At 63.5% G+C, this 22248-nt stretch carries 26 protein-coding genes; 8 read left to right on the top strand and 18 right to left on the bottom strand.

Annotated elements, in window-relative coordinates; genetic code table 11:
* Nucleotides 1–121 precede the first annotated feature (121 nt).
* The gene (locus tag HL671_RS36085) at nucleotides 122–493 is read left to right on the top strand and encodes an ElaB/YgaM/YqjD family protein (RefSeq protein WP_012046814.1); all 372 of its coding nucleotides are present in this window, start codon (nucleotides 122–124) and stop codon (nucleotides 491–493) included.
* Nucleotides 494–598: 105 nt separating this feature from the next.
* On the top strand, nucleotides 599–1042 hold the full coding sequence (locus HL671_RS36080; RefSeq protein WP_172243544.1) for a hypothetical protein: 444 nt from the start codon (nucleotides 599–601) through the stop codon (nucleotides 1040–1042).
* Between the two features lie 144 nt (nucleotides 1043–1186).
* Here the strand turns inward: HL671_RS36080 and HL671_RS36075 are convergent, their stop codons facing one another.
* Nucleotides 1187–1624: a hypothetical protein gene (locus HL671_RS36075; protein ID WP_012046816.1), complete on the bottom strand. Its 438-nt coding sequence runs from the start codon at nucleotides 1622–1624 to the stop codon at nucleotides 1187–1189.
* Nucleotides 1625–1958: 334 nt separating this feature from the next.
* Here HL671_RS36075 and HL671_RS36070 point away from each other — a divergent pair, with 334 nt between their 5' ends.
* A complete protein-coding gene (locus HL671_RS36070; protein ID WP_172243541.1) occupies nucleotides 1959–2423 on the top strand; it encodes an energy transducer TonB family protein in 465 nt (154 codons plus the stop codon).
* 80 nt (nucleotides 2424–2503) lie between these two features.
* On the opposite strand, the gene HL671_RS36065 is transcribed toward HL671_RS36070, so the two are convergent.
* Nucleotides 2504–3307 (bottom strand): response regulator, encoded by an 804-nt coding sequence (locus HL671_RS36065; RefSeq protein WP_041751727.1) that lies wholly within the window; start codon nucleotides 3305–3307, stop codon nucleotides 2504–2506.
* 195 nt (nucleotides 3308–3502) lie between these two features.
* Here HL671_RS36065 and HL671_RS36060 point away from each other — a divergent pair, with 195 nt between their 5' ends.
* Entirely contained in the window at nucleotides 3503–3739 is a 237-nt protein-coding gene (locus tag HL671_RS36060; RefSeq protein ID WP_012046819.1) for a NepR family anti-sigma factor, read from the top strand.
* Nucleotides 3740–4288 carry a sigma-70 family RNA polymerase sigma factor gene (locus HL671_RS36055; protein ID WP_006612137.1) on the top strand — a complete coding sequence of 183 codons (549 nt, stop codon included), beginning with the start codon at nucleotides 3740–3742 and terminating at the stop codon, nucleotides 4286–4288.
* A gap of 113 nt (nucleotides 4289–4401) precedes the next feature.
* On the opposite strand, the gene HL671_RS36050 is transcribed toward HL671_RS36055, so the two are convergent.
* The 15 genes from HL671_RS36050 to urtA all read right to left on the bottom strand — a co-directional run bounded on the left by HL671_RS36050 (nucleotide 4402) and on the right by urtA (nucleotide 18703).
* Nucleotides 4402–6060, bottom strand: coding sequence for a CHASE domain-containing protein (locus HL671_RS36050; protein ID WP_012046821.1), 1659 nt, complete (start codon nucleotides 6058–6060; stop codon nucleotides 4402–4404).
* Between the two features lie 411 nt (nucleotides 6061–6471).
* Entirely contained in the window at nucleotides 6472–7095 is a 624-nt protein-coding gene (gene ureG, locus HL671_RS36045) for an urease accessory protein UreG (RefSeq protein ID WP_012046822.1), read from the bottom strand.
* Nucleotides 7096–7236: 141 nt separating this feature from the next.
* A complete protein-coding gene (locus tag HL671_RS36040; RefSeq protein ID WP_172243547.1) occupies nucleotides 7237–7959 on the bottom strand; it encodes an urease accessory protein UreF in 723 nt (240 codons plus the stop codon).
* Nucleotides 7946–8566 carry an urease accessory protein UreE gene (locus HL671_RS36035; RefSeq protein ID WP_172243538.1) on the bottom strand — a complete coding sequence of 207 codons (621 nt, stop codon included), beginning with the start codon at nucleotides 8564–8566 and terminating at the stop codon, nucleotides 7946–7948. The genes HL671_RS36040 and HL671_RS36035 overlap by 14 nt, the downstream gene beginning before the upstream one ends.
* A gap of 27 nt (nucleotides 8567–8593) precedes the next feature.
* Nucleotides 8594–8893 carry a putative quinol monooxygenase gene (locus HL671_RS36030; RefSeq protein ID WP_172243535.1) on the bottom strand — a complete coding sequence of 100 codons (300 nt, stop codon included), beginning with the start codon at nucleotides 8891–8893 and terminating at the stop codon, nucleotides 8594–8596.
* Nucleotides 8894–8941: 48 nt separating this feature from the next.
* A complete protein-coding gene (gene ureC / locus HL671_RS36025) occupies nucleotides 8942–10657 on the bottom strand; it encodes an urease subunit alpha (protein ID WP_012046826.1) in 1716 nt (571 codons plus the stop codon).
* Between the two features lie 54 nt (nucleotides 10658–10711).
* A complete protein-coding gene (locus tag HL671_RS36020; protein WP_012046827.1) occupies nucleotides 10712–11251 on the bottom strand; it encodes an HD domain-containing protein in 540 nt (179 codons plus the stop codon).
* A gap of 4 nt (nucleotides 11252–11255) precedes the next feature.
* On the bottom strand, nucleotides 11256–11561 hold the full coding sequence (locus tag HL671_RS36015) for an urease subunit beta (RefSeq protein WP_006612145.1): 306 nt from the start codon (nucleotides 11559–11561) through the stop codon (nucleotides 11256–11258).
* 132 nt (nucleotides 11562–11693) lie between these two features.
* On the bottom strand, nucleotides 11694–11996 hold the full coding sequence (locus tag HL671_RS36010; protein ID WP_015669637.1) for an urease subunit gamma: 303 nt from the start codon (nucleotides 11994–11996) through the stop codon (nucleotides 11694–11696).
* 62 nt (nucleotides 11997–12058) lie between these two features.
* Entirely contained in the window at nucleotides 12059–12895 is an 837-nt protein-coding gene (locus HL671_RS36005) for an urease accessory protein UreD (protein ID WP_172243532.1), read from the bottom strand.
* A 59-nt stretch (nucleotides 12896–12954) separates the two neighbouring features.
* Entirely contained in the window at nucleotides 12955–13650 is a 696-nt protein-coding gene (gene urtE, locus HL671_RS36000; RefSeq protein WP_172243529.1) for an urea ABC transporter ATP-binding subunit UrtE, read from the bottom strand.
* Nucleotides 13651–13758: 108 nt separating this feature from the next.
* Nucleotides 13759–14520, bottom strand: coding sequence for an urea ABC transporter ATP-binding protein UrtD (urtD, locus tag HL671_RS35995; RefSeq protein ID WP_012046830.1), 762 nt, complete (start codon nucleotides 14518–14520; stop codon nucleotides 13759–13761).
* A 5-nt stretch (nucleotides 14521–14525) separates the two neighbouring features.
* The gene (gene urtC / locus HL671_RS35990; RefSeq protein ID WP_012046831.1) at nucleotides 14526–15689 is read right to left on the bottom strand and encodes an urea ABC transporter permease subunit UrtC; all 1164 of its coding nucleotides are present in this window, start codon (nucleotides 15687–15689) and stop codon (nucleotides 14526–14528) included.
* Nucleotides 15686–17299, bottom strand: a complete 1614-nt coding sequence (gene urtB / locus HL671_RS35985; RefSeq protein WP_172243526.1) for an urea ABC transporter permease subunit UrtB — start codon at nucleotides 17297–17299, stop codon at nucleotides 15686–15688. Before urtB ends, urtC begins: the two co-directional genes overlap by 4 nt.
* A gap of 81 nt (nucleotides 17300–17380) precedes the next feature.
* Entirely contained in the window at nucleotides 17381–18703 is a 1323-nt protein-coding gene (gene urtA, locus HL671_RS35980; protein ID WP_012046833.1) for an urea ABC transporter substrate-binding protein, read from the bottom strand.
* A 508-nt stretch (nucleotides 18704–19211) separates the two neighbouring features.
* On the opposite strand from urtA, the gene HL671_RS35975 reads away from it, so the two are divergent.
* From HL671_RS35975 to HL671_RS35965, 3 genes are all read left to right on the top strand, one after another.
* The gene (locus HL671_RS35975) at nucleotides 19212–20621 is read left to right on the top strand and encodes a DEAD/DEAH box helicase (protein WP_172243524.1); all 1410 of its coding nucleotides are present in this window, start codon (nucleotides 19212–19214) and stop codon (nucleotides 20619–20621) included.
* Nucleotides 20622–20645: 24 nt separating this feature from the next.
* Nucleotides 20646–20936 carry a translation initiation factor IF-1 gene (gene infA / locus HL671_RS35970; protein ID WP_012046835.1) on the top strand — a complete coding sequence of 97 codons (291 nt, stop codon included), beginning with the start codon at nucleotides 20646–20648 and terminating at the stop codon, nucleotides 20934–20936.
* Between the two features lie 299 nt (nucleotides 20937–21235).
* The gene (locus HL671_RS35965) at nucleotides 21236–21448 is read left to right on the top strand and encodes a cold-shock protein (protein WP_011440687.1); all 213 of its coding nucleotides are present in this window, start codon (nucleotides 21236–21238) and stop codon (nucleotides 21446–21448) included.
* 216 nt (nucleotides 21449–21664) lie between these two features.
* Here the strand turns inward: HL671_RS35965 and HL671_RS35960 are convergent, their stop codons facing one another.
* Nucleotides 21665–22219 (bottom strand): TadE/TadG family type IV pilus assembly protein, encoded by a 555-nt coding sequence (locus tag HL671_RS35960; RefSeq protein ID WP_012046836.1) that lies wholly within the window; start codon nucleotides 22217–22219, stop codon nucleotides 21665–21667.
* Nucleotides 22220–22248: the final 29 nt, after the last annotated feature.

Here is a 22248-nt window from a genome sequence, read left to right as displayed (position 1 = left end):
GTTCGTCAGCTAACGGAATCCATTTATGAGTACAGAACCTAATTCAGTTTCATCCAAGGAACTTCGACTGACACACCGCGTTTGTCGAGCTGACGCACACCGCTTTGCCCAGGAGCTGCCCATGCCGCCAACCCATGGTGACACCGCGCTGAACGATCTTGCCGACAAAGCGAATTATGAACGCCTGCAGAAGGATGTCCACGCCGTGAAGAACGATATCGCAGCCCTTACCGATCAGATCACCGACGTGCTCAACGCCTTTGCCGGCCAGGCCGGCAAGCAGGCGCGCAGCGGCTATCGCCAGGCGCGCGAGAACATGGACCAGACGATCGACGACATGTCCGAGCGCGGGGGCGCCATGTTCAGCGCGGCGCAGGATGCGGCGAACTCCCTCGAAGAGCGGCTGGAAGACGTGATCTCGCAGCGCCCTCTCGCGACCGTGGGCCTCGCGCTCGGCCTCGGCTTTCTCATCGGGGTAAGCTGGAAGCGCTGACTTGGCGCAAGCCGATGCAGCACATCCAAACAGCGACAATCGGCGCCGCCCTCGGCGCCGATTTGACTTTCATTGAACACGATCAGCTGAACAGGGAGAAGGCTCATGCTCGAGCGCATGGTCGCAGGCCTAAAGGAATCGACCGGACACACGATCCGGCTGACATCCCTGGCGCTGATCGCGGGAGCCGGATTGTTCGTCACGACGTCCTTCCTCTGTGCCGCCGCCTTCGTCGCAGTGTTCGAACGCCATGGCTTGGTCGCGGCGTGTCTCACGGGAGCGGCGATCTTTTTTGTCGTCACGTTGATTGCTGTGCTGATCTATACGGTTGGTAAGCGGTCGCGGACGACAAACGCAGCACGTCCGGCAGAGGCGGCGCGGGGCGCCGCCCAGTCGCTCCTTGCCGATCCCATGCTCCTGGCCAGCGGCCTGCAGCTGGTGCGGATGATCGGAGTAAAGCGCCTCATTCCCATTCTTGCGATCGGAGGGATAGCTCTCGGCCTTCTGGCCCGCGGCCAAATGGCCGACAATCCTGATCCGGCAGAATAACGACTCAGGCCTCGGCCTCAATCCTGATTGCTCAACTCTGGATGCCAATCATCAGGCATTTCAGATGCGGCGATCACCTGCAGCAAGCTGATTGCGGAAATAACTCAGCGAGGCCTGTGGGGCTTCCACTTCTTGGTAGGACTATCAGGTTACGCACCGTCCGGGCTGCAGGCGCTTCGCGATCTCGGTCAGAACCGACACTGACGGCTCGCAAGCGACCGGCCGCTTGGCTTCACGCCGCTCGGTTTCGGTCGTGATCAGCTGCGATCCCTGCGGCGACGCCCCCTGCCCGTCGCGCACGCTTGTGGTGGCGAGCGGCAACCGCAACAGGAACGAAGTATCTGCAAATGCCGCGAGCTTGATCGAGACGGTCTGGGTCGGTGTGGCCTCCGCGATCGAGGCGGCCCGGTCTGTCTTGCTCGCGCGGTTCACATTGGTGGCGACCGACGCCAAAGCCTGCTCTGGCGCTCGGGCCGACAGTTCGGAGGCAAGATCATGCCCGGAGGCCAATTGCATCGCACCGGCCAGCATCGCGGAGGCGGTGACCGCGCCCCAAATGACCAGTTTTCCTGTCTGCGACATGTCCGTGCTCCCTCACCTTGCCGGCGATCAGCATCTCAACGTGGGTCGCGGGAACTGGGTTCTCGGACGGCCAAATCACTTAAGCGTGTATGAACGGAGGTGAGCCGGGGGCAAAAAAGTTGGTCGGACTGGGAACGACTTCGGGCGACGGGAGTCATCATGACAGCCGGTTATTCCCCCTGCCCCATTGACCGGCGATGCGGGGCACCGCCGTGGTGATGCCGGCGGTGCCCCGCTTCCTTTTGTGCTGCTGGTTCCTGCGCGCATTCCGTCAGCCTTGATGGCGGAGTATATTGCCGGCGTCCTCGAGACGAGGCCTATGTCGGACTCCCGCATGCACAAGAGATTTGTCGACGGCTCGTTCGCCCTGGCTGTTGCATTGCTGAGCCTGCTCCCGCCCTTCGCAGCGGCGGAGAACTCCCAGGACCCCCTAAAGGGCACTTGGGCCCAGGAGATCGTGGCACGTCTGAGAGCGGAGCGCCGATATCCTTTGCAGACTTCAAGCCAGGGCGGGCATGCCAGAGTGATGTTCCATTTGGATGGTGCGGGACATCTCATCTCCGTCGCGCTGATTGAAAGCACCGGCGACGCCCTTCTCGACCGTGAAGCTCTGGCCATGGTTGAACGCGCTCAGCCCTTCCCTCCCCCACCTGGCGTGCTTGTGGATGATGATCTGACATTTGTGCTTCCGGTGGTCTTCGCTCCACGCCAACCCTCGACCGTCCTGGACTTCGAGGAGGCGAAGCGAAACGACGCCGCCCTTAAAGCGCGGCTCAAAGGCATCTGCCGCGACTGCTGAAGGCGATCTTTCCTGCGTGCAAAAAAATCGGCGCGCTCCGCTCGGAACGCGCCGGTAAATGGCTAAATCCAAACAGCGTCTCAGGCAGCCGGCTTGGGCATCCTGTTGCGCGAATTGCGCTGGAAGAACAGAGCCTGGCTCGCGACAGCGGACACCATTGCCGGCTGGAACGGCTTGGAAATGAGGAATGCCGGTTCCGGTCGCTCGCCGGTGAGGAACCGTTCCGGATAGGCGGTGATGAAAACCACCGGCACCTCAAAGGTCCGCAGCAACTCGTTCACGGCATCGAGCCCCGATGAACCGTCCGCAAGCTGAATATCTGCCAGGATCAGGCCCGGCTTCTTGTTCTTTGCGAGCGCGACCGCGTCCGCATGCGTCCGCGCGACCCCGATGACGTTGTGCCCGAGATTCTTGATCAGGCTCTCGAGGTCCATCGCGATGAAGGTTTCGTCCTCGATGATGAGGACATCGGTCGCGATCTCTGCAGCAAGCTCCCGGCCGGCCGCATCCGCAAGTCGCCGCGTCTCTGCGACGTCGATGTCGAGGATGAAAGCCACTTCCTCCTCGGGGAAGCCCTCCAGCGACAACAACAGGAACGCCTGGCGCGGTAACGGAGTGATATTGGAGAGCCGCCGCTCCGGGGGCATCGGCAAGGTGGCCACCTCGGCGTCGTCGTTCAGGGCGACCGAATTCCAGATCTGAGTAAACAGCCGGAAAAGACCCGCGCGCGCGCCGTAGCGCTCGTCGAGCAGGGCCGGGTCCTGGATCAGAGCCTCCAGCATCGCGCCGACATAAGCATCCCCGGACCCCTGGCTACCGGTGAGGGCACGGGCATACCGGCGCAACAGCGGCAAATGTTCAGCAACTAGCTGTGATCGGCTCATCCCCACTCCATTCGGTATTCTGGGCTTCCGCCCCGGTTCCATGATGAGCTGATTACGCCTGAAACGAAGAAAAGTTCCCAAAACGCGTGGAACTTTTGTGGGCCGGTTGCATTAGTTCCCGACAGACCCCCTCGATGGCGAGGATAATTCTTGAAGCTTCAGGGACTTAACTCTCGGGGAAACGTGGAAAAGGTCATGAAAGATGTAAAGTCTCAAGCCAGCAAGAATGCGGCACCGCGCAAGCCCGGCGGACTGAACGCGGAGATCCAATCGAGAATTGGTCATCAACTTCGCGCGATGTACGACGATGTCGTCCGTCAGGGGGTACCTGACCGGTTCACGGATCTGATCCGCAAGCTTGATGTACCGGCAGCACAGTCCCACGTGGAGAACGGCGGGGGATCCACCGACCAGAACGACGGGAGGGAGTGAATGCCTCTCACTGATTCCTTGCGGGACGATATCCTTGCGGCCGTCCCAAGCCTCCGCGCATTTGCGATTTCCTTAAGTGGCAACAGCGATCGCGCCGATGACCTCGTGCAGGAAACCCTGCTGAGAGCCTTGGCGAACATCGACTCATTCCAACCGGGCTCCAATCTGCCCGCGTGGTTGTTTACGATTTTGCGCAATCTGTTCCGCTCTGATTACCGCAAACGCCGGCGCGAGGTGGAAGATGCCGAGGGCAACTACGCCAAGACGCTGAAGACGCATCCGTCGCAAGGTGCTCACCTCGAATTCGAGGAGTTCCGGGCGGCGCTCGAGAAGCTGCCTCAGGACCAGCGCGAAGCGCTCATCCTGGTGGGAGCGTCGGGCTTCTCTTACGAGGACGCCGCCGCGATCTGCGGCTGCGCCGTGGGCACCATCAAGAGCCGCGTGAACCGCGCGCGCTCGAAGCTCGCTGCGTTGCTGTATGTCGAAGGTGCAGAGGATTTCGGCCCGGACGAGACCGTCCGTGCAGTCATCGGCGGCAGCGGCGGCTGACCGGTCTAACCGGGCTCATCAAACACAAGCGGCGGCTCCCTGTGGGCCGCCGTTTGATTTTTGTTTGAACATGATCTCTTCGGAAGGCCGGTTCTCGTCTTTCGGATCATGCTCTAACGCGATGGATGCACGGGGGCTGAGAACTGCTCGGTGCGATCGCGCTCGGTGATGTCGACGACCGTCTCCATCGGAGCGGTCAGCTCATAGACATAGCTGGCCTCGGTGAAGAACCGCTTCGACGTGCCACCCAAGGCTTCCGGCGCAACGCGATCGAGCAGGATCAGGCCGAAATCGCTATCCGGCCGCCGGGTCGCTTCGCTGGTGTTGAACTCCTCCCAGCGGAACTGAAAAACGGCATTCGGCTCCTCGCCAGTCACATCCCATTTCGCAGTGATGTGGGGATGCTTGCCAACCAGCGACAGCCCCTCGTCGGAGTGGGACGCCAACTCGAAGAACAGCAGCGACAGGCTCTGCGCCGCCCGCGCGCTCACGGTGATGTCGGGACCGGTGACGGCGATCCGATCCGCATGCGGAATGGCGCGCGACTCGAACAGGCCGCGCAGCTGAACCCCCTGCCACTGGCTCTCGCTCAGCAGCGTGACGACGTTGGACATGGCGTGGATACGCCCGATCAGGAGTTCGCGCGCCACATCGATATCACTGCCATGGCGCAACGTGCGCGTCACGATCGACTGGATCACCGCCAGGATGTTCTTGACCCGATGATTCAGCTCGTCGATGACGGCCGTCAGGCGGCGTTCAAAGCCGATCCGCACCTGGATCTCACGGCTCAGGCGTAAATTGTTATAGGCGACGTAGCCGAACAGGCCGCAGATGATACCGGTCAGGGCTAGCCCGATCACGCCGACGATCGCGGCGGTCTGCTGGGCTCGCCGGACCGAATTGCTCTTGGCGTAATAGACCAGCGACCAATCATGATTGCCGAAGGTGACAGTCCGCGTTGATGACGGCGCCGGTGCGTCCGCCCCGCGCGTCCTGCCGGACACGGCACCCTGATCATTGGCGACCAGCTCATCGGAGGCGTTGCGAGGATCCTTGAGCGCCACAGAGAACAGAGAAAGATCGTCATTGGTCAGGAGCAGCGGGCCGATCTCGTAGGAGAACGTGACGAAGCCGGCCGGTGCCGTCGCCCCCTGCGGGACGACCGGGGCCGCCAGCACAATTCCGATCGGTCCATTCGCGCGCAACAGGGGCGTCGGGTCGGACGCGACCGGCTTGCCCTCAGCCATGGCGCGCGTCAGCATGGGCCCGACGATCGGCTGCCGGTCCAAAGCCACGCCGGGAAGCTTCAACGTATCGGCGTTGCGCGGCTCGAGATCCATCAAGACGTCGATCGGACCCGTCAGGGTCGCCGCATCCAACGGCTTATCGTCGTAGTTGCGAATAGTCGGGTTCGGGAAGCCCGCTTGGCGCAGCTCCGCCTGCGCGATCGGGAGCTCATCGGGCCGCAGCCGTGCGATCCACGACGCCACGACGAAATCGGTCTTGAAGGCGTAGATTGAGGAGCGCAGCGGCTCCAGCATGTTCGCCTTGATGACGGACGGAGCCCGGAACAGCCCGGAGGCCACCCGCGCCAGCAATTCACGCTCGGTCAGACGGTCCTGGACAAGGCTTGCATGCACGTCGATAGCGCGTGCCAGCGCGATGCGATCGATCGCCAGCTCCTGATCGTGAACCCGGTAAGCCGCCAAGCCGGATAACGCCGTTCCAATTAGCGCGATCACACCGATGATGACACCCAGCCGGAGCACTCGTTTACTCTTTAATCAAGGGTTGTGGGAGGAGGGCACGAGACATCCAATAAATGGGCCTGCTACTCTTTAAACGAGCGCCTCGTTACGAGCAAAAATTGATCGGGAAGACGATCCCCGGGGTCAAGCAGAACGACCACGCCTGGCGTACGCGTTTTCGGCCAGCCACACTCCGGGCTCAGGAAACCTCGGGCAGATCAAGTTGTTCCGGCCCGGTAAGGCTTTTTTGCGTCTCGCCGCTTCGGATCGTTAAGGTCCGGAACGGCCGGTCGCCGCGGTTGGATCAGCGCCATGCTCCGGGCGACCGTTCAAGCAGGGACTGCGCGGCGACGGCCCCGGTCATGCGAGTGCGTAGCACGCCGCCGAAGACAGCAGGCCGGCACATCTCAGATCCTCTGCCGGATGCAGAACTCAAGCGGACGCTGTCAGCCCCCCCTTCGCTTCGATGAAGCTGACGATCCGGTCGAGCCCCTGGCTCTTCTTCATGTTGGTCATGACGAAGGGACGCTCGCCGCGCATGCGCTTGGCGTCCGTCTCCATCTTCTCGAGAGAGGCGCCCACATGCGGCGCCAGGTCGATCTTGTTGATCACCAGGAGGTCGGACCGCGTGATGCCGGGGCCGCCCTTGGAGGGGATCTTGTCGCCAGCCGCGACGTCGATGACGTAGATGGTGATGTCGGCCAGCTCAGGCGAGAAGGTTGCGGCGAGGTTGTCACCGCCGGACTCGATCAGAATGAGATCGAGTCCGGGAAACTTCGCCCGCATGTCGGCGACCGCTGCGAGATTCATGGACGCATCCTCGCGGATCGCCGTATGCGGACAGCCGCCGGTCTCCACACCGGCAATGCGGTCCGGTGTCAACGAGCCGGAGCGGACCAGATACTCAGCGTCCCATTTGGTGTAGATGTCGTTCGTGATCGCCGCGATGTCATAGCGTCCCCGCATCGACTTGCAGAGGAGATCCATCAGCGCGGTCTTGCCGGATCCAACCGGACCACCAACACCCACGCGAAGCGGACCATGCGACGTAGCCATATCAATGTCCTCTTGTCATCCCCGTGGAATGGGGATCGATAACTCATCAGATTCGACCGAAGGCCGTGTGAGGCTCGTCCTGCGGCCGCTCATGACAACGACTCGCGTTGATCATCCGGCCGAGATGACGATCCAGGCAGCTCACGAACGGAACAGCCTCGTATACTGTGTTTCGTGACGCAGACTGGCAAGATCGGCCCTGAAGGTCGCACTGCCGATATCATCGAGCGACGCCGAGATCGCCCGTACCGCGGTGGCGGTCACGACCGGCTCGAGCGCGGCCAGCACGCGCTGGCTGTCGGTCTGCCCCAGTGGGATCAACCGGCTTCCCGCAGAGATCCAATTCGACGTCACCGCGTGAAGGTAAGCGTGCAGCAGCAGGCTTGACGGAATGCCATGGGCAGCGCCCACCACGCCGACGGCGACAGGGTAGACCATGGCCTCGCACTGCGACACCGCGTCGTCGAGACCTGGGGAATTCCACGCCGAACGCGCGATCTCGATGAAGGCACGGCCTTGCGCGGTCGTCTCCAATTGCCGCTCCCGCGACGGCACGAAAGCAGCGGCAAGCTCCGCAACCTCGCGCAGGCGGTCGATGTCGCCGAGCTCCATGGCGCGATGCGCATGCACGAGGAAAACCGCATCGCAGAAGCCGGAGCCGTCGGTCAGCATCGTCGAGAGCCAGCCGCGAAGCGAAGCGGCATCGTCGACATCGCCGGCTTCGACGGCCCATTCGATGCCGCTCGAATAGGCGAAGCCGCCCACCGGGAAGGCCGGCGACAACCACGTCATCAGACGGTAGAGCGCCGGATGATCCAGCTCGGTCATCGCCGCGGAGACATGCGGCCGCTCACTTGCGGTCATGAGCATGGGCATGGCCGTGATGATGATGGCCGTGGCCGCAGTGCTCGTCATGCACATGATCGTCATGCGCGTGGCCGTGGTCATGGCCGTGATGCGCGTGCTCGTGCCCGCCATGATCGTGATGATCATCGTGGCCATGATGGTGATCATGTTCATCATGGCCCTGCGCATGGCTGGGCTCGGCATAGGCGCCGCCTTCCGGATCGAACGGCGCCTCGATCTCGATGACGCGCGCGCCGAGCCCCTTGACCATCGCCTCGATCACGTGGTCACGGCGGATGCGCAGGCTCTTGGCCATGATCTGGGTCGGCAGATGCCGGTTGCCGAGATGCCAGGCGAGCCGCACCAGATGGTGTGGATCGCTGGCGCGGATCTCCAGCAGCGGCTCCGCCGCGGCAACGACCTCGACCAGCCGGCCGTCCTCCAGCACCAGGGCATCGCCGCCGCGAAGCGCGGTGGCGTGCTCGAGGTCGAGCACGAATGCGAGCCCGCGCGTGCCGGTCATCGCCAGCCGTCGCCGATGCCGATCGTCGAAATCGAGCAGGACGGAATCGGCGGCCGCCTCTGTCCAACGATGCTGCCCCAGCACACGCGTGGCGCGGATCATGCTGACATCCTCATCTCGTAATTCCGCTCAGCGGACATCGACCTTCTCAGGCGTAATGATCTCGATCTTCGGCGGCGCCGCCATGCATTTCACCGCGACTCGCCCGAACGTCTTCATGTGCTCGGTCGCGCGATGCGGCACCAAAGCCTCGGCGTTTTCCCACTGCTCGACAAAGACCATCCGGCTCGGATCGGTGACGCTCTCGTGCAGGTCATAGGCGATATTGCCCGGTTCCTTGCGGGTCCCTGCAATACAGGCGGTCGCCGCAGCAATGAATTCCGCGCGGGTTTCAGGCTTGATGGTCAAGGTGGCAACGACATAGATCACGAGGCAGTCCTCCCGGTACGTTTCTGGTTCTGGGTACCGGGAGCAAGTTTAGAACATGAAATAGCGCTGCGCCATGGGCAGCACCTCGGCAGGTTCGCAGGTCAGGAGCTCGCCGTCTGCGCGCACCTCATAGGTCTCGGGATCGACCTCAATCTCCGGCGTCGCATCGTTGTGAATCATGCTCTTCTTCGAGATCTTGCCGCGGGTGTTCTGCACCGCGTAGAGCTTCTTGGAGAGGCCGAGCTTGCGCGCAAGGCCGCCCGCGACCGCCGCCTTCGAGGTGAAGATCACCGAGGACGCCGTCAACGACTTGCCGAACGCGCCGAACATCGGCTGGTAATGCACCGGCTGCGGAGTCGGGATCGAGGCGTTGGGATCGCCCATCGGCGCCGCCACGATCGTACCGCCCTTGATAACGCAGTCCGGCTTGACGCCGAAAAAGGCCGGCGACCACAGCACGAGGTCGGCGAGCTTGCCCTTCTCGACCGAACCGATCAACTTGGACACGCCATGCGCGATCGCCGGGTTGATCGTGTATTTGGCGATGTAGCGCTTGACGCGGAAATTGTCATTGTCCTTGCCTTTGTCTTGCGGCAAGGCGCCGCGCTGCTTCTTCATCTTGTCGGCGGTCTGCCAGGTCCGGATGATGACCTCGCCGAGCCGCCCCATCGCCTGCGAGTCCGACGACATCATCGAGAGCGCGCCGAGATCGTGCAGGATGTCCTCGGCCGCGATCGTCTCCTTGCGGATGCGGCTTTCGGCGAACGCCAGATCCTCGGCGATCGATGGATCGAGATGATGGCACACCATCAGCATGTCCAGATGCTCGTCGATGGTGTTGCGCGTGAACGGTCGCGTCGGATTGGTCGAGGACGGCAGCACGTTCTTCAGCCCGGCGACCTTGATGATGTCGGGCGCATGGCCGCCGCCGGCGCCCTCGGTGTGGAAGGCGTGGATGGTGCGGCCCTTGAACGCCTTGATCGTATCCTCGACGAAGCCCGACTCGTTCAGCGTGTCCGAATGCAGCATGACCTGAATGTCGTGGTCGTCGGCGACCGAGAGGCAGTTGTCGATCGCGGCCGGCGTTGTGCCCCAATCCTCGTGCAGCTTCAGCGCGCAGGCACCGGCCTTGATCATCTCGACCAGCGCGGCCGGGCGCGACGCGTTACCCTTGCCGGAAATGCCGAGGTTCACCGGGAACGCATCGAACGACTGCATCATGCGCCCGATATGCCAGGGGCCGGGCGTGCAGGTCGTGGCGAAAGTGCCGTGCGACGGGCCGGTGCCGCCGCCGAGCAGCGAGGTGACGCCGGACATCAGCGCGTGCTCGATCTGCTGCGGGCAGATGAAATGGATGTGGCTGTCGAAGCCGCCGGCGGTGAGGATCTTGCCCTCGCCCGCGATCACGTCGGTGCCCGGGCCGATCACGATGGTGACGCCGGGCTGGATGTCGGGATTGCCGGCCTTGCCGATCGCGCTGATCATGCCGTCCTTGATCGCGACGTCAGCCTTCACGACCCCCCAATGATCGACGATCAGGGCGTTGGTGATGACGGTGTCGGCGGCGCCCTGCTTGTTGGTCGCCTGCGACTGCCCCATGCCGTCACGGATCACCTTGCCGCCGCCGAACTTCACCTCCTCGCCATAAATGGTGAAGTCCTTCTCGACCTCGATGATCAGATCGGTGTCGGCCAACCGGACTTTGTCGCCGGTGGTCGGGCCGAACATGTCGGCATAGACGGAACGCTTGATCTTGACGGACATCGTTGGCCCCCAATTAGCTCTGCTTGTCGTGATGGCGAGACGCCGGCCGTTTGCTCACAGCGAGCCCCGCGCATTCGCAACGGTCTCGTCGAATAGCGTATCCAGCCGCGGGTTCACGCCGCGGCAGCCGGCGACGACCTGCTCGGCCCAGCCGAGATACTCCATGAGTTCGAGCTGCTGCTCGAGATCCGGCTCGAAGAAGATGCGGGCGCGGATGTTGCTGATCTTGTCGGCGATCTTGATCTGCTTGGCGCCCGCAGACTTGCCGGGAGCGGCGATGACCTGCACGGCGCGGCGCTCGCTCTTCGGCAGCGTCATGTCGTCCGTCACCTCCTCGACGAGGCCGGCGACGCGCGCACCGAAACGCTGCGTCAGCTCGTCGGCGGTGGTGTCGGTGTCCTCGATGATGTCGTGCAGCCAGCCGGCTGCGACCAGCTCGGCGTCCGCGCCATCACTGGTCGCCGCGAGGACGCTCGCGACCTCGGCGAGATGATTGACGTAAGGCTCCTCATCACGGCCCTTGCGCTGCTGGCCGGCGTGGCGGCGGGCCGCGAGCTCGGCAGCTTCGGAGACAAGGCGTAACCCGGTCGGCATCGGTCTACAGCTTGCCCATGACGTCGCCGCGGAAGCCGTAGACCATGCGCTTGCCCGCGAGCGCCACCAGCTGCACGTCGCGGGTCTGGCCGGGCTCGAAGCGCACCGCCGTGCCGGCGGCGATGTCCAGCCGCATGCCGCGCGCTTTCTTGCGGTCAAATTTCAGCGCCGGATTGGTCTCGAAGAAATGGTAGTGCGAGCCGACCTGGATCGGCCGGTCGCCGGTGTTGGCGACCGAGAGCGTCACCGTCTTGCGGCCGGCATTGAGCTCGATCTCGCCGTCCTGAATAAAGAGTTCGCCGGGGATCATGTGTTACCTCGCCTATCTCCGCTGCGTCATGGCCGGGCTTGTCCCGGCCATCCACCTCCCACCTTGCGGATCGGAGGGCGTGGATGCCCGGGTCGAGCCCGGGCATGACGGCCAACAATGTTTGCGCCTACCTCACCGGATCGGCTCGTGCACCGTGACGAGCTTGGTGCCGTCCGGGAATGTCGCCTCGACCTGGATGTCGTGGATCATCTCAGGAATGCCCGGCATCACCTGGTCGCGGGTCAGGACCTGGGCGCCGGCCTGCATCAGTTCGGCCACGGTGCGGCCATCACGCGCGCCTTCGAGGATGAAGTCGGAGATGATCGCGACCGCCTCGGGATGGTTCAGCTTGACGCCGCGCTCGAGCCTGCGGCGGGCCACGATGGCGGCCATCGAGATCAGGAGCTTGTCCTTTTCGCGGGGAGACAGGTTCATGCGGGCTCTCTGGTGATCGTCGTCTGGTCAACGTCTTCTGGTAATCGTCAGTTGGTCAACGTCTAATTAAGCCAGAGCCGCGGCAGCGGCACGGCGGAGGCGCAGCCGAGCACGGCCATCATGTCGGCGCGCAGGCTCGCGGCATCTTGGGCACAGAAGCGCGCCATTGCAAATCCATTCCAGGCCGACAGCCCGGCCTCGCCCCGGAACGCCGGCAGGCCCTCCCGGATGCGCTCGACCAGCGCCGCGTCGCCCGGCACGATCAGCGCCGTCCCGATCGCCGCGGCGCCGTTGGCGATCGCCGGATGCGCCAGTTTGCCGCCGATGTCGCCGTCGAGGCGGACCGTTTCGGCGAACACCAGCCTGCCGCCGCGCCGCAGCCGCCAGCGATCGACGAACTCGCCCTCGCGCATGCGTTCGCCCATGGCGGTACGGCCGAACACGACGATCTCGCACAGCAGGAGAGACGCGGTTGCGGCGAGATCGATGTCGATGCGGCGGTGAATACGGGCGCGATCGAACAGGATGGTCTCCTGCGGCAGCCACGTGATATGCGCGCCCGCCGCGGCGGTCAGCGCAATGTCGAGCTCGGCCGGCTTGCCCGGGGCGCGATACACCTTCTCGGCGGCGGCGCTTGACAGCGTTACGCGGCTGCCTTCGCCGGCCGCGACCTCGACCGCGAAGCGATCGCCGCCGGCGACGCCGCCCGCCGTGTTGACGAACATCGCCGATAGGCCGTCATCCTCGGGCGAGGGAAAGCGCACGCGCAGCGAGCCGGATTCATGCAGATGATGACGCCGCGTCATGCCATCCTGCAGCCGCACATCGAAACGCACCGCGCCACGGGCGCGGTTGGCCTCGAAGATATCGGCAGCGGCGCTGGCGGGATCGGCCCGCATCGATCCCCTCCCCTGGGACCGGACGCGGGCGAGACCGCGTCCACCAAGCTAAATGACGATCAAAGCGCCATCTGGCGGCTGATCTCGGCCGGATCGAGATTGGCGCGGGTGCATGTGAATTTCACCGCGCCGCGATCCATGACGGCGAAGTTGTCGCCGAGTTCGCAGGCAAAGTCGAGATATTGCTCGACCAGGACGATGGCGATGTTGCCGAGATTGCGCAAGTAAGAGATGGCCCGGCCGATGTCCTTGATGATCGAGGGCTGGATGCCCTCGGTCGGCTCGTCGAGCAGCAGGACCTTCGGCCGCATCACCATCGCGCGGCCGATTGCGAGCTGCTGCTGCTGGCCGCCGGAGAGGTCGCCGCCGCGCCGGCCGAGCATCGACTGCAGCACCGGAAACAGCGAGAACACGTCGTCCGGAATGCTGCGGTCGCTGCGCTTCAGCGGGCCGAAGCCGGTCTTGAGGTTCTCCTCCACCGTCAGCAGCGGAAAGATCTCACGACCCTGCGGCACGAAGCCGATGCCCTTGCGCGCCCGCTCATAGGGCTTGAGATGGGTGATGTCGGCGCCATCGAAGGTGATGCTGCCGGAGGCCAGCGGATATTGCCCGACCAACGCCCGCAAGAGCGAGGTCTTGCCGACGCCGTTGCGGCCGAGCACGCAGGTCACCTTGCCCGGCTCAGCCGCAATCGAGACGCCGCGCAGCGCCTGGGCGGCGCCGTAATAGAGGTTGATGTTGTCGACGGTCAGCATCAGCAACCTCCGGTCGATGAGGGGCGAATGGCGAATAGCGAATAGCGAATAGAATCTGCCGTTCCGTTCATGTCTCTGCGCTTCCCTATTCGCTACTCGCCTATTCGCTTATCGACCCAGATACACTTCGATCACCCGCTCGTTCGACGACACCTGATCGATGGTGCCCTCAGCGAGGACAGTGCCTTCATGCAGGCAGGTGACCTTGACGCCGAGCTCGCGGACGAAGGTCATGTCGTGCTCGACGACCATGACGGTATGATCCTTGTTGATTTCCTTGAGCAGCTCGGCTGTCTGATGCGTTTCCACATCGGTCATCCCGGCCACCGGCTCGTCAACCAGCAGCAGCTTCGGGTCCTGCGCCAGGAGCATGCCGATCTCCAGCCACTGCTTCTGGCCGTGCGACAGGCTGCCGGCGAGCTTGCGCCGGACGTCCTTCAGCCGCACCGTCTCCAGCACCTTGTCGATCTGCTCAGCCTCGCCCCTCGAGCCGCGCCAGAACAGCGTGCCCTTGACGCTGTGATCGACGTTGAGCGCCAGCAGCAGATTGTCCTCGACCGACTGACTCTCGAACACGGTCGGCTTCTGGAATTTGCGGCCGATGCCGAGCTCGGCGATGCGGGTCTCGTCGAGGCGCGTGAGATCGGTCTTGCCGTCGAACAGCACCGTGCCCTCGTCGGGCTTGGTCTTGCCGGTGATGATGTCCATCATCGTGGTCTTACCGGCGCCGTTCGGCCCGATGATGGCGCGCATCTCACCAGGCTCCAACGCCAGCGAGAGATTATTGATGGCGTGGAAGCCGTCGAAGGAGACGTGCACGCCGTCGAGATAGAGCAGCGCGGAGGTCGATCTCGTATCCATCACATTCATGCCGCTCACTCCGCCATCTTGGGTTCAGTGACGCCGTCCTCGCGGGCGGCGCTGTCGGCGTTCGGCGTCTTGCTGCTGACATGATCCCACCAGCTGTTGAAGGTGCCGAGGATGCCCTTGGGCAGCAGCAGGGTGACCAGGACGAACAACGCGCCGAGCATGAACAGCCAATAGGGCGCGAGCACGCCTGACGTGAAGAAGGTCTTGGCGTAGTTGACGACAACCGCGCCGAGCGCCGCGCCGACCAGCGTGCCGCGGCCGCCGACCGCGACCCAGATCACCGCCTCGATCGAATTGCCCGGTGCGAACTCCGAGGGATTGATGATACCGACCTGCGGCACGTAGAGAGCGCCGGCCACGCCGGCCATGCAGGCCGACAGCGTGAACACGAACAGCTTGTAGGACTCGACGCGATAGCCGAGGAAGCGCGTCCGCGACTCGGCGTCGCGGATCGCGATCAGCACCTTGCCGAGCTTGGACGACACCACGGCGCGGCAGATCAGGAAGGCCAGAATGAGCGCGAGGCAGCTCAGCGCGAACAAGGCGGCGCGGGTGCCCTCCGCCTGGACGTTGAAGCCGAGAATATCCTTGAAATCGGTCAGACCGTTGTTGCCGCCGAAGCCGAAATCGTTGCGAAAGAAAGCGAGCAGCAACGCGTAGGTCATCGCCTGGGTGATGATCGACAGATACACGCCAGTCACACGCGAGCGGAATGCCAGCCAGCCGAAACAGAACGCCAGCAGGCCCGGTACGAACAAGACCATCAGCGCGGCGAACCAGAACATGTCGAAGCCGTGCCAGTACCACGGCAGCTTGGAGTAGTTCAGGAACACCATGAAGTCCGGCAGAATCGGATTGCCGTAGACGCCGCGGGTGCCGATCTGGCGCATCAGATACATGCCCATCGCATAGCCGCCGAGCGCGAAGAACGCGCCGTGGCCGAGCGAGAGGATGCCGCAATAGCCCCAGATCAGATCGATCGAGAGCGCCAGGATGGCGTAGCAGACATATTTGCCCCATAGCGCGACCAGATAGGTCGGCACCTGCAGCGCGGAGCCTGCCGGCAGCAGCAGGTTCGACAGCGGGATCAGGACGCCGCAGGCGGCCACGATCAGCACGAAGATGGTCGCGGCGCGGTCCAGCGACCTCGTCAGCATATGCGGCATCATGCTTCCACCGCCCGGCCCTTGAGCGCGAACAGGCCGCGCGGGCGCTTCTGAATGAACAGGATGATCAGCACCAGGATAGCGATCTTGCCGAGCACGGCGCCGGCGACCGGCTCCAGGAACTTGTTGGCGATGCCGAGTGTGAAGGCGCCGACCAAAGTGCCCCAGAGATTGCCGACGCCGCCGAACACCACGACCATGAAGGAGTCGATGATGTAGCTCTGGCCGAGGTTGGGGCTGACATTGTCGATCTGCGACAGCGCCACGCCGGCGATGCCGGCAATGCCGGAGCCGAGGCCGAAGGTGAGCGCATCGACCCGCGACGTCGCGATGCCCATCGACGCGGCCATGCGGCGGTTCTGCGTCACCGCGCGCATCTCCAGCCCAAGCGCGGTGTAGCGCAGCATCGCCAGCAGGATCGCGAAGACGGCCATGGTGAAGCAGAGGATCCAGAGCCGGTTATAGGTGATGGTGATCTGGCCGAGCTCGAACGCGCCGCTCATCCAGGAGGGATTGCCGACCTCGCGGTTGGTGGGGCCGAAGGCAGAACGCACCGCCTGCTGCAGGATCAGCGACAGGCCCCAGGTGGCCAGCAGCGTCTCCAGCGGACGACCATAGAGGAAGCGGATGATGGTGCGTTCGATCAGCACGCCGATTGCCCCGGCCACCAAGAAAGCGAGCGGGGCCGCGATCAGCAGCGAATAGTCGAACAGCGCCGGGTAGCGCGTGCGGATCACCTCCTGCACGACGAAGGTGGTGTAGGCGCCGAGCATCACCATCTCGCCATGGGCCATGTTGATGACGCCCATGACGCCGAAGGTGATGGCGAGGCCGATGGCGGCCAGCAGCAGCACCGAGCCGAGCGACAGACCGTACCAGGCGTTCTGCACGCCGGACCAGATCGCGAGCGAACTCTGGATCGCGGCGATGGCGCCGGCCGCGGCCTTGGCAACGCTCGCCGGCTGATCGCCGCCGCTGATCTCGGTCAGCAGCGCCAGCGCTTCCTGATCGCTGCGCGCCCTGATGGTCGCGACGGCCTCGAGCTTGTCGACCTCGCTGGCATCGGACTTGAACAGGAGAATGGCGGCGCGCGCCTCGGTCAGCGCCTGTTTGACGCTGCGGTTGGTTTCCTTGGCGAGCGCCGAGTCCACCGTCGGCAGCGTCGCCTCGTCATGCGACTTGAACACGGATTTCGCCGCCGACAGCCGCCTGATCACGTCCGGCGACAGCAGGGTCAGGCCGCCCAGCGCGGCGTCGACACTGCGGCGCAGGCGATTGTTGAGGCTCACCGCCGCGGCATTGTCGGGCAGCTTGTCGACGGCCGCGCCGGTGGCCGCATCGATGATCTTGCCGTCGGCCTGCTTGACATAGACCTTCTTGGTCTCGGCATCGAACATCAGCCGCTCGTCCTGCAGCGCGCTGATGATCGGATAGGCCAGCGGATTGCCAGACACCGCGATCTCGCCCACCGCATCATCGGTGTCGGAGAAATCGTCATTGGCGAATTTGGCGACGGACTCTTCGAAGCTGGCGGCGAAGGCCGGAACGGCCGCGACGATCAGGGCAATGGATAGAAGAAGGCTGCGAACAATCGCGAGAACAATGGCAGGCACTGGACCACCCCGGCAGGAGGAAGAGAGAAGGCGGCACTGATCGCCGCCTTCTCCGGTCGTGATGAGGTCGTAAGGTCGGGATCAGGTGCCCGAACCCAGGCACTTGTTGGTCTTGACGTTGAAGTTGCCGCACTTCTTGCCGACCCAGTCGCCGATCAGGTCCTTGGAGCCTTCGAGCTCCTTCGACCAGGCGTCGCCGGGGACCAGGTCCTTGGTCTTGTAGACGACGCTGAACTGGCCATCACCCTTGATCTCGCCGATGAACACCGGCTTGGTGATGTGGTGGTTCGGCAGCATCTTCGACACGCCGCCGGTCAGGTTCGGAGCCTCGGTGCCGGGCAGCGCATCGATGACCTTGTCGGCGTCGGTCGACTTGACCTTCTCGACCGCCTTCACCCACATGTTGAAGCCGATCACATGCGCTTCCATCGGGTCGTTGGTGACGCGCTTCGGGTTCTTGGTGTAGGCCTGCCAATCCTTGATGAACTTCTCGTTGGCCGGGGTCTTGATCGACTCGAAATAGTTCCAGGCGGCGAGATGGCCGACCAGCGGCTTGGTGTCGATGCCGGCGAGCTCTTCCTCACCCACCGAGAACGCGACCACCGGGATATCCTTGGCCTTGATGCCCTGGTTGCCGAGCTCCTTGTAGAACGGAACGTTGGCGTCGCCGTTGATGGTCGAGACCACGGCGGTCTTCTTGCCGGCCGAGCCGAACTTCTTGATGTCGGCGACGATCGTCTGCCAGTCGGAGTGACCGAACGGCGTGTAGTTGATCATGATGTCGTCCTGAGCCACGCCCTTGGACTTCAGGTAGGCTTCCAGGATCTTGTTGGTGGTGCGCGGATAGACGTAGTCGGTGCCGGCCAGCACCCAGCGCTTCACCTTCTCTTCCTTCATCAGGTAGTCGACCGCCGGGATCGCCTGCTGGTTCGGCGCCGCACCGGTGTAGAACACGTTGCGCTCGCTCTCCTCGCCCTCGTACTGGACCGGGTAGAACAGGATGCTGTTGAGCTCCTTGAACACCGGCAGCACCGACTTGCGCGACACCGAGGTCCAGCAGCCGAACACGACCGCGACCTTGTTCTTGGTGATCAGCTCGCGCGCCTTCTCGGCGAACAGCGGCCAGTTCGACGCAGGGTCGACCACGACGGCCTCGAGCTTCTTGCCGAGCACGCCGCCCTTCTTGTTCTGCTCGTCGATCAGGAACAGGATCGTGTCCTTCAGCGTGGTCTCGCTGATCGCCATGGTGCCGGACAGCGAATGCAGAACGCCGATCTTGATGGTGTCGTCCGCGGCCATCGCCGGGCCGAAGCCGGCAGCGCCAAGTGCCAGGCCGGCAGCAGCAGCCAGCCAGCGACGGCGGCTGAACGGCGCCGTTAATTCCTGAGTGAGTCGAGTAAGCATGAGTGAATATCTCCCTGACGCAGACGTGCTTCGCAGCCAAAGCGGCCGGCGGTCTGCGGCGGAAGAATCGCAAGAAGCGTGCCACGCCCCTCCCACCGGGTAAGCCATTGAAGGAATATTAAAAATCAGTCCAATCGCGACCGAAGGTCGCAACCAACAGCCCATCTTTTGAGCAGCGAACCTGACCAATCGGCCAGCAAGTAGCGCCAAATTTGTGCAGATTGTTTTGAATGACTAATTTTAAAGCAGCGGGGTACCACCTCGATCGCCACTGCGGTACGCACGTGGCCTTGAAAGTGGCGCGCAGCTGCTCCATATAGCTGGCAGATCGAGGCGAATCAGCCGGATCTTTGCGAGCCGCGTGTTCTTTAGCTCATCCAGAGCTTTTGGCTCCGCATCCTCAGCACTCCACAATAGGCGCTCCAAACACGCGGGTGTCTCTAGTCACCCGCCCGCGTCCGGCCCCATGCCGACGAGGGCCTTATCCTCATATGGAAAGCCCACGCTTTTGACATCCTTCCAGGATTTTAACCTCGCCGACGCGCTGACGCGCGCGCTGAAGGAAGAAAACTACACCACCCCCACCCCGATCCAGGCCCAGACCATCCCGATCGCGCTTCAAGGCCGCGACGTGATCGGCATCGCGCAGACCGGAACCGGCAAGACGGCATCCTTTGCGCTGCCGATCCTGCATCGTCTGCTGGAAACCCGCATCAAGCCGCAGCCGAAAACGGCACGCGTGCTGGTGCTGAGCCCGACCCGCGAGCTGTCGGGCCAGATCCTCGACAGCTTCAACACCTATGGCCGTCATATCCGCCTGACCTCGGCGCTTGCCATCGGCGGTGTGCCCATGGGACGCCAGGTCCGCGCTTTGATGCCGGGCGTCGACGTGCTGGTCGCCACGCCCGGCCGGCTGCTCGACCTCGTTCAGGGCAATGCCCTGAAGCTGACCCAGGTCGAGTTCCTCGTGCTCGATGAAGCAGACCGCATGCTCGACATGGGCTTCATCAACGACATCCGAAAGATCGTGGCCAAGCTGCCGATCAAGCGCCAGACCCTGTTCTTCTCGGCGACCATGCCGAAGGACATCGCCGAACTGGCCGACGCCATGCTGCGCGATCCCGCGCGGGTGGCGGTGACGCCGGTGTCGTCGACGGTCGAGCGCATCACCCAGCGCGTGATCCAGGTCGACCACTCCGCCAAGCCGAGCCTGCTGGCCCAGTTGCTCAAGGATGAGCCGGTCAATCGGGCACTGGTGTTCACCCGCACCAAGCACGGGGCCGACAAGGTCGTGAAGGGCCTCGAAAAGGCGGGCATTCCGGCTCAGGCCATTCACGGCAACAAGTCGCAGAACCACCGCGAGCGCACCCTGGCAGCGTTCCGCACCGGAGAGATCCGCACCCTGGTCGCCACCGATATTGCCGCGCGCGGCATCGACGTCGACGGCGTCAGCCACGTCGTCAACTTCGACCTGCCGAACGTACCGGAGACCTATGTGCACCGGATCGGGCGCACCGCGCGCGCCGGCGCCGATGGCGTCGCGATCTCGCTGGTGGCGGGAGCGGACGAACTGTCCTACCTGCGGGACATCGAGCGGCTGACCAAGACCACGCTGCCGCGCGAGGATCGCCGGACGCCGGGTCACCGCGACGCGGCGCCCGCCGGCCAGCCCCAGCGTCCTGGCGGCCGCCCTGGCATGCAGAATGCGCGGGCCAATGATGGTGGCAACGCCGCAAAAGGCCCTCGCCGTCGTCGGCGTTCCAATGCTAAGATGCCGGCTCTGCCAGGCAATCGTCAGGAGCCCAACCGACCGTCGCAAGGCGGCGGCAAGTCCGGGTCGATTCAAGGCGTTGCATTCCTGCATCGCGAAGGCAGACCCAAAAACCACGCTCATAACCGCAACCAACGGCCAAACTAGACGTCTATCGATCTGGAGAGAGACATGGCTAAGGAAGAGCTGATCCAGTTCGAAGGGCTGGTCACCGAAATCCTTCCCGACGCGCGCTACCGGGTTCAACTCGATGCGGGGCACGAAATCGTTGCCTACACCGCGGGCAAGATGAAAAAGAATCGCATCAAGACGCTGGCGGGCGACCGCGTGACCGTCGAGATGTCGCCCTACGATCTGGAAAAGGGCCGCCTCATCTTCCGTCACAAGGATGAGCGGCCCAGCAGCCCAGGCGGTCCTCCACGTGGTGCGCCGCAGCGCGGCGGGCAGTTCCGCCGCCGCTGAACGGTCAGTGCTCAGTCCAGGGTGGAACATTATTTCACCCTCTCGCGGCATGATTATCTCTTGCGCAATGAGCGCGCCGGTCCTCGGCCGGCGCGCAAAAAATCGTGCGCGCGCGCGCAGCTCAGGATTGTTTTGCGGCCCCATTTCCAATAGAATATGCGGCAATCGATTTTCGGCCGGACGAGATTAGCTATTACCGGTACAGCCGGTTCAGACGCTGACGACCCTTCCAAAAATTCGATCTAACCAGCCCAGGATCCTGGGTTACGCATTTGATATCTGAGAAGGGAACTACCCCCGTGAGCATGGGAACCGTGAAGTGGTTTAACGCAACCAAGGGCTACGGCTTCATTCAGCCGGATGACGGCGGCAACGACGTGTTCGTGCACATCAGCGCCGTCGAGCGCGCCGGTCTCGGCACGCTGCGCGAAGGCCAGAAGATCTCCTACGAGATCGTGGCCGATCGTCGTTCGGGCAAGTCGTCGGCCGACAACCTCCGCGCAGCCAGCTAAGCTGGCGACGTTGAAGGCGGCGGGTCAGTTTCGACCCGCTCGGCCCAGCTGACAAAGCTGCAAGTCAAAAAAAGAAGGCCGCGTCGAGCGGCCTTTTTCATGTTCGATGTTGATGAGGTTGCGAAGGTCGGCCTGCGACGACGCGGCGGCTGGCTAAGCGCTTTGTTTGAGCATGATATCTGCGGAAAGCCGGTTTCCGCCTTTCCGGATCATGCTCTAGCAACTCGTCTTCGGACTGTAGAACACGCAGGTCGACTGCCGCGGGCGGGTGTAGGCGACATCGCTGAGCTTGATGCCGGTCTTCGCCATCACATAGCCGATCGTCGGCACATATTGATAGTTGACCTCGCTGAAGATCAGGTAGGTGCCGCTGACCAGCAGGTCGGCCGGCACACCGACCGTGGTGCCTGACGAGCGCGGGGCCGATCCCTTGCTCCACATCACGGTGGCCTGCATCGTCTTGGGGTCGACATAGAGCTCAGTGATCGTCGCGTTCACCGGCGTCGTCGAATAGGGGTACATGATGCCAGTCGACGCAGCGAAGAAATTCGACATGTCGGAGTCCCCGACAGAGGTCGACTGAGAGGTCAGATCGGACAGGGTCCGCGCCATCAACGTGACCTTGCGATCGACGGCGATCCCCGAGCAGAACTCCACTGTACCGAAGAACATCACCAGCATCAGCGGGACAATGAAGGCGAATTCTGTGGCGGCGATCCCCCGCTTGTCGGCCCCGAAAGCGCCGAGGCGGCGAAGCAGGCGGTCGCCCATCGAAGCTCCCGGTCTTTTTGCACAATGCA

The sequence above is a fragment of the Bradyrhizobium denitrificans genome (genome assembly GCF_013179005.1).
In the GTDB taxonomy this organism is placed as follows: domain Bacteria; phylum Pseudomonadota; class Alphaproteobacteria; order Rhizobiales; family Xanthobacteraceae; genus Bradyrhizobium; species Bradyrhizobium denitrificans.
This window is presented reverse-complemented; position numbering and strand designations above follow the sequence as displayed.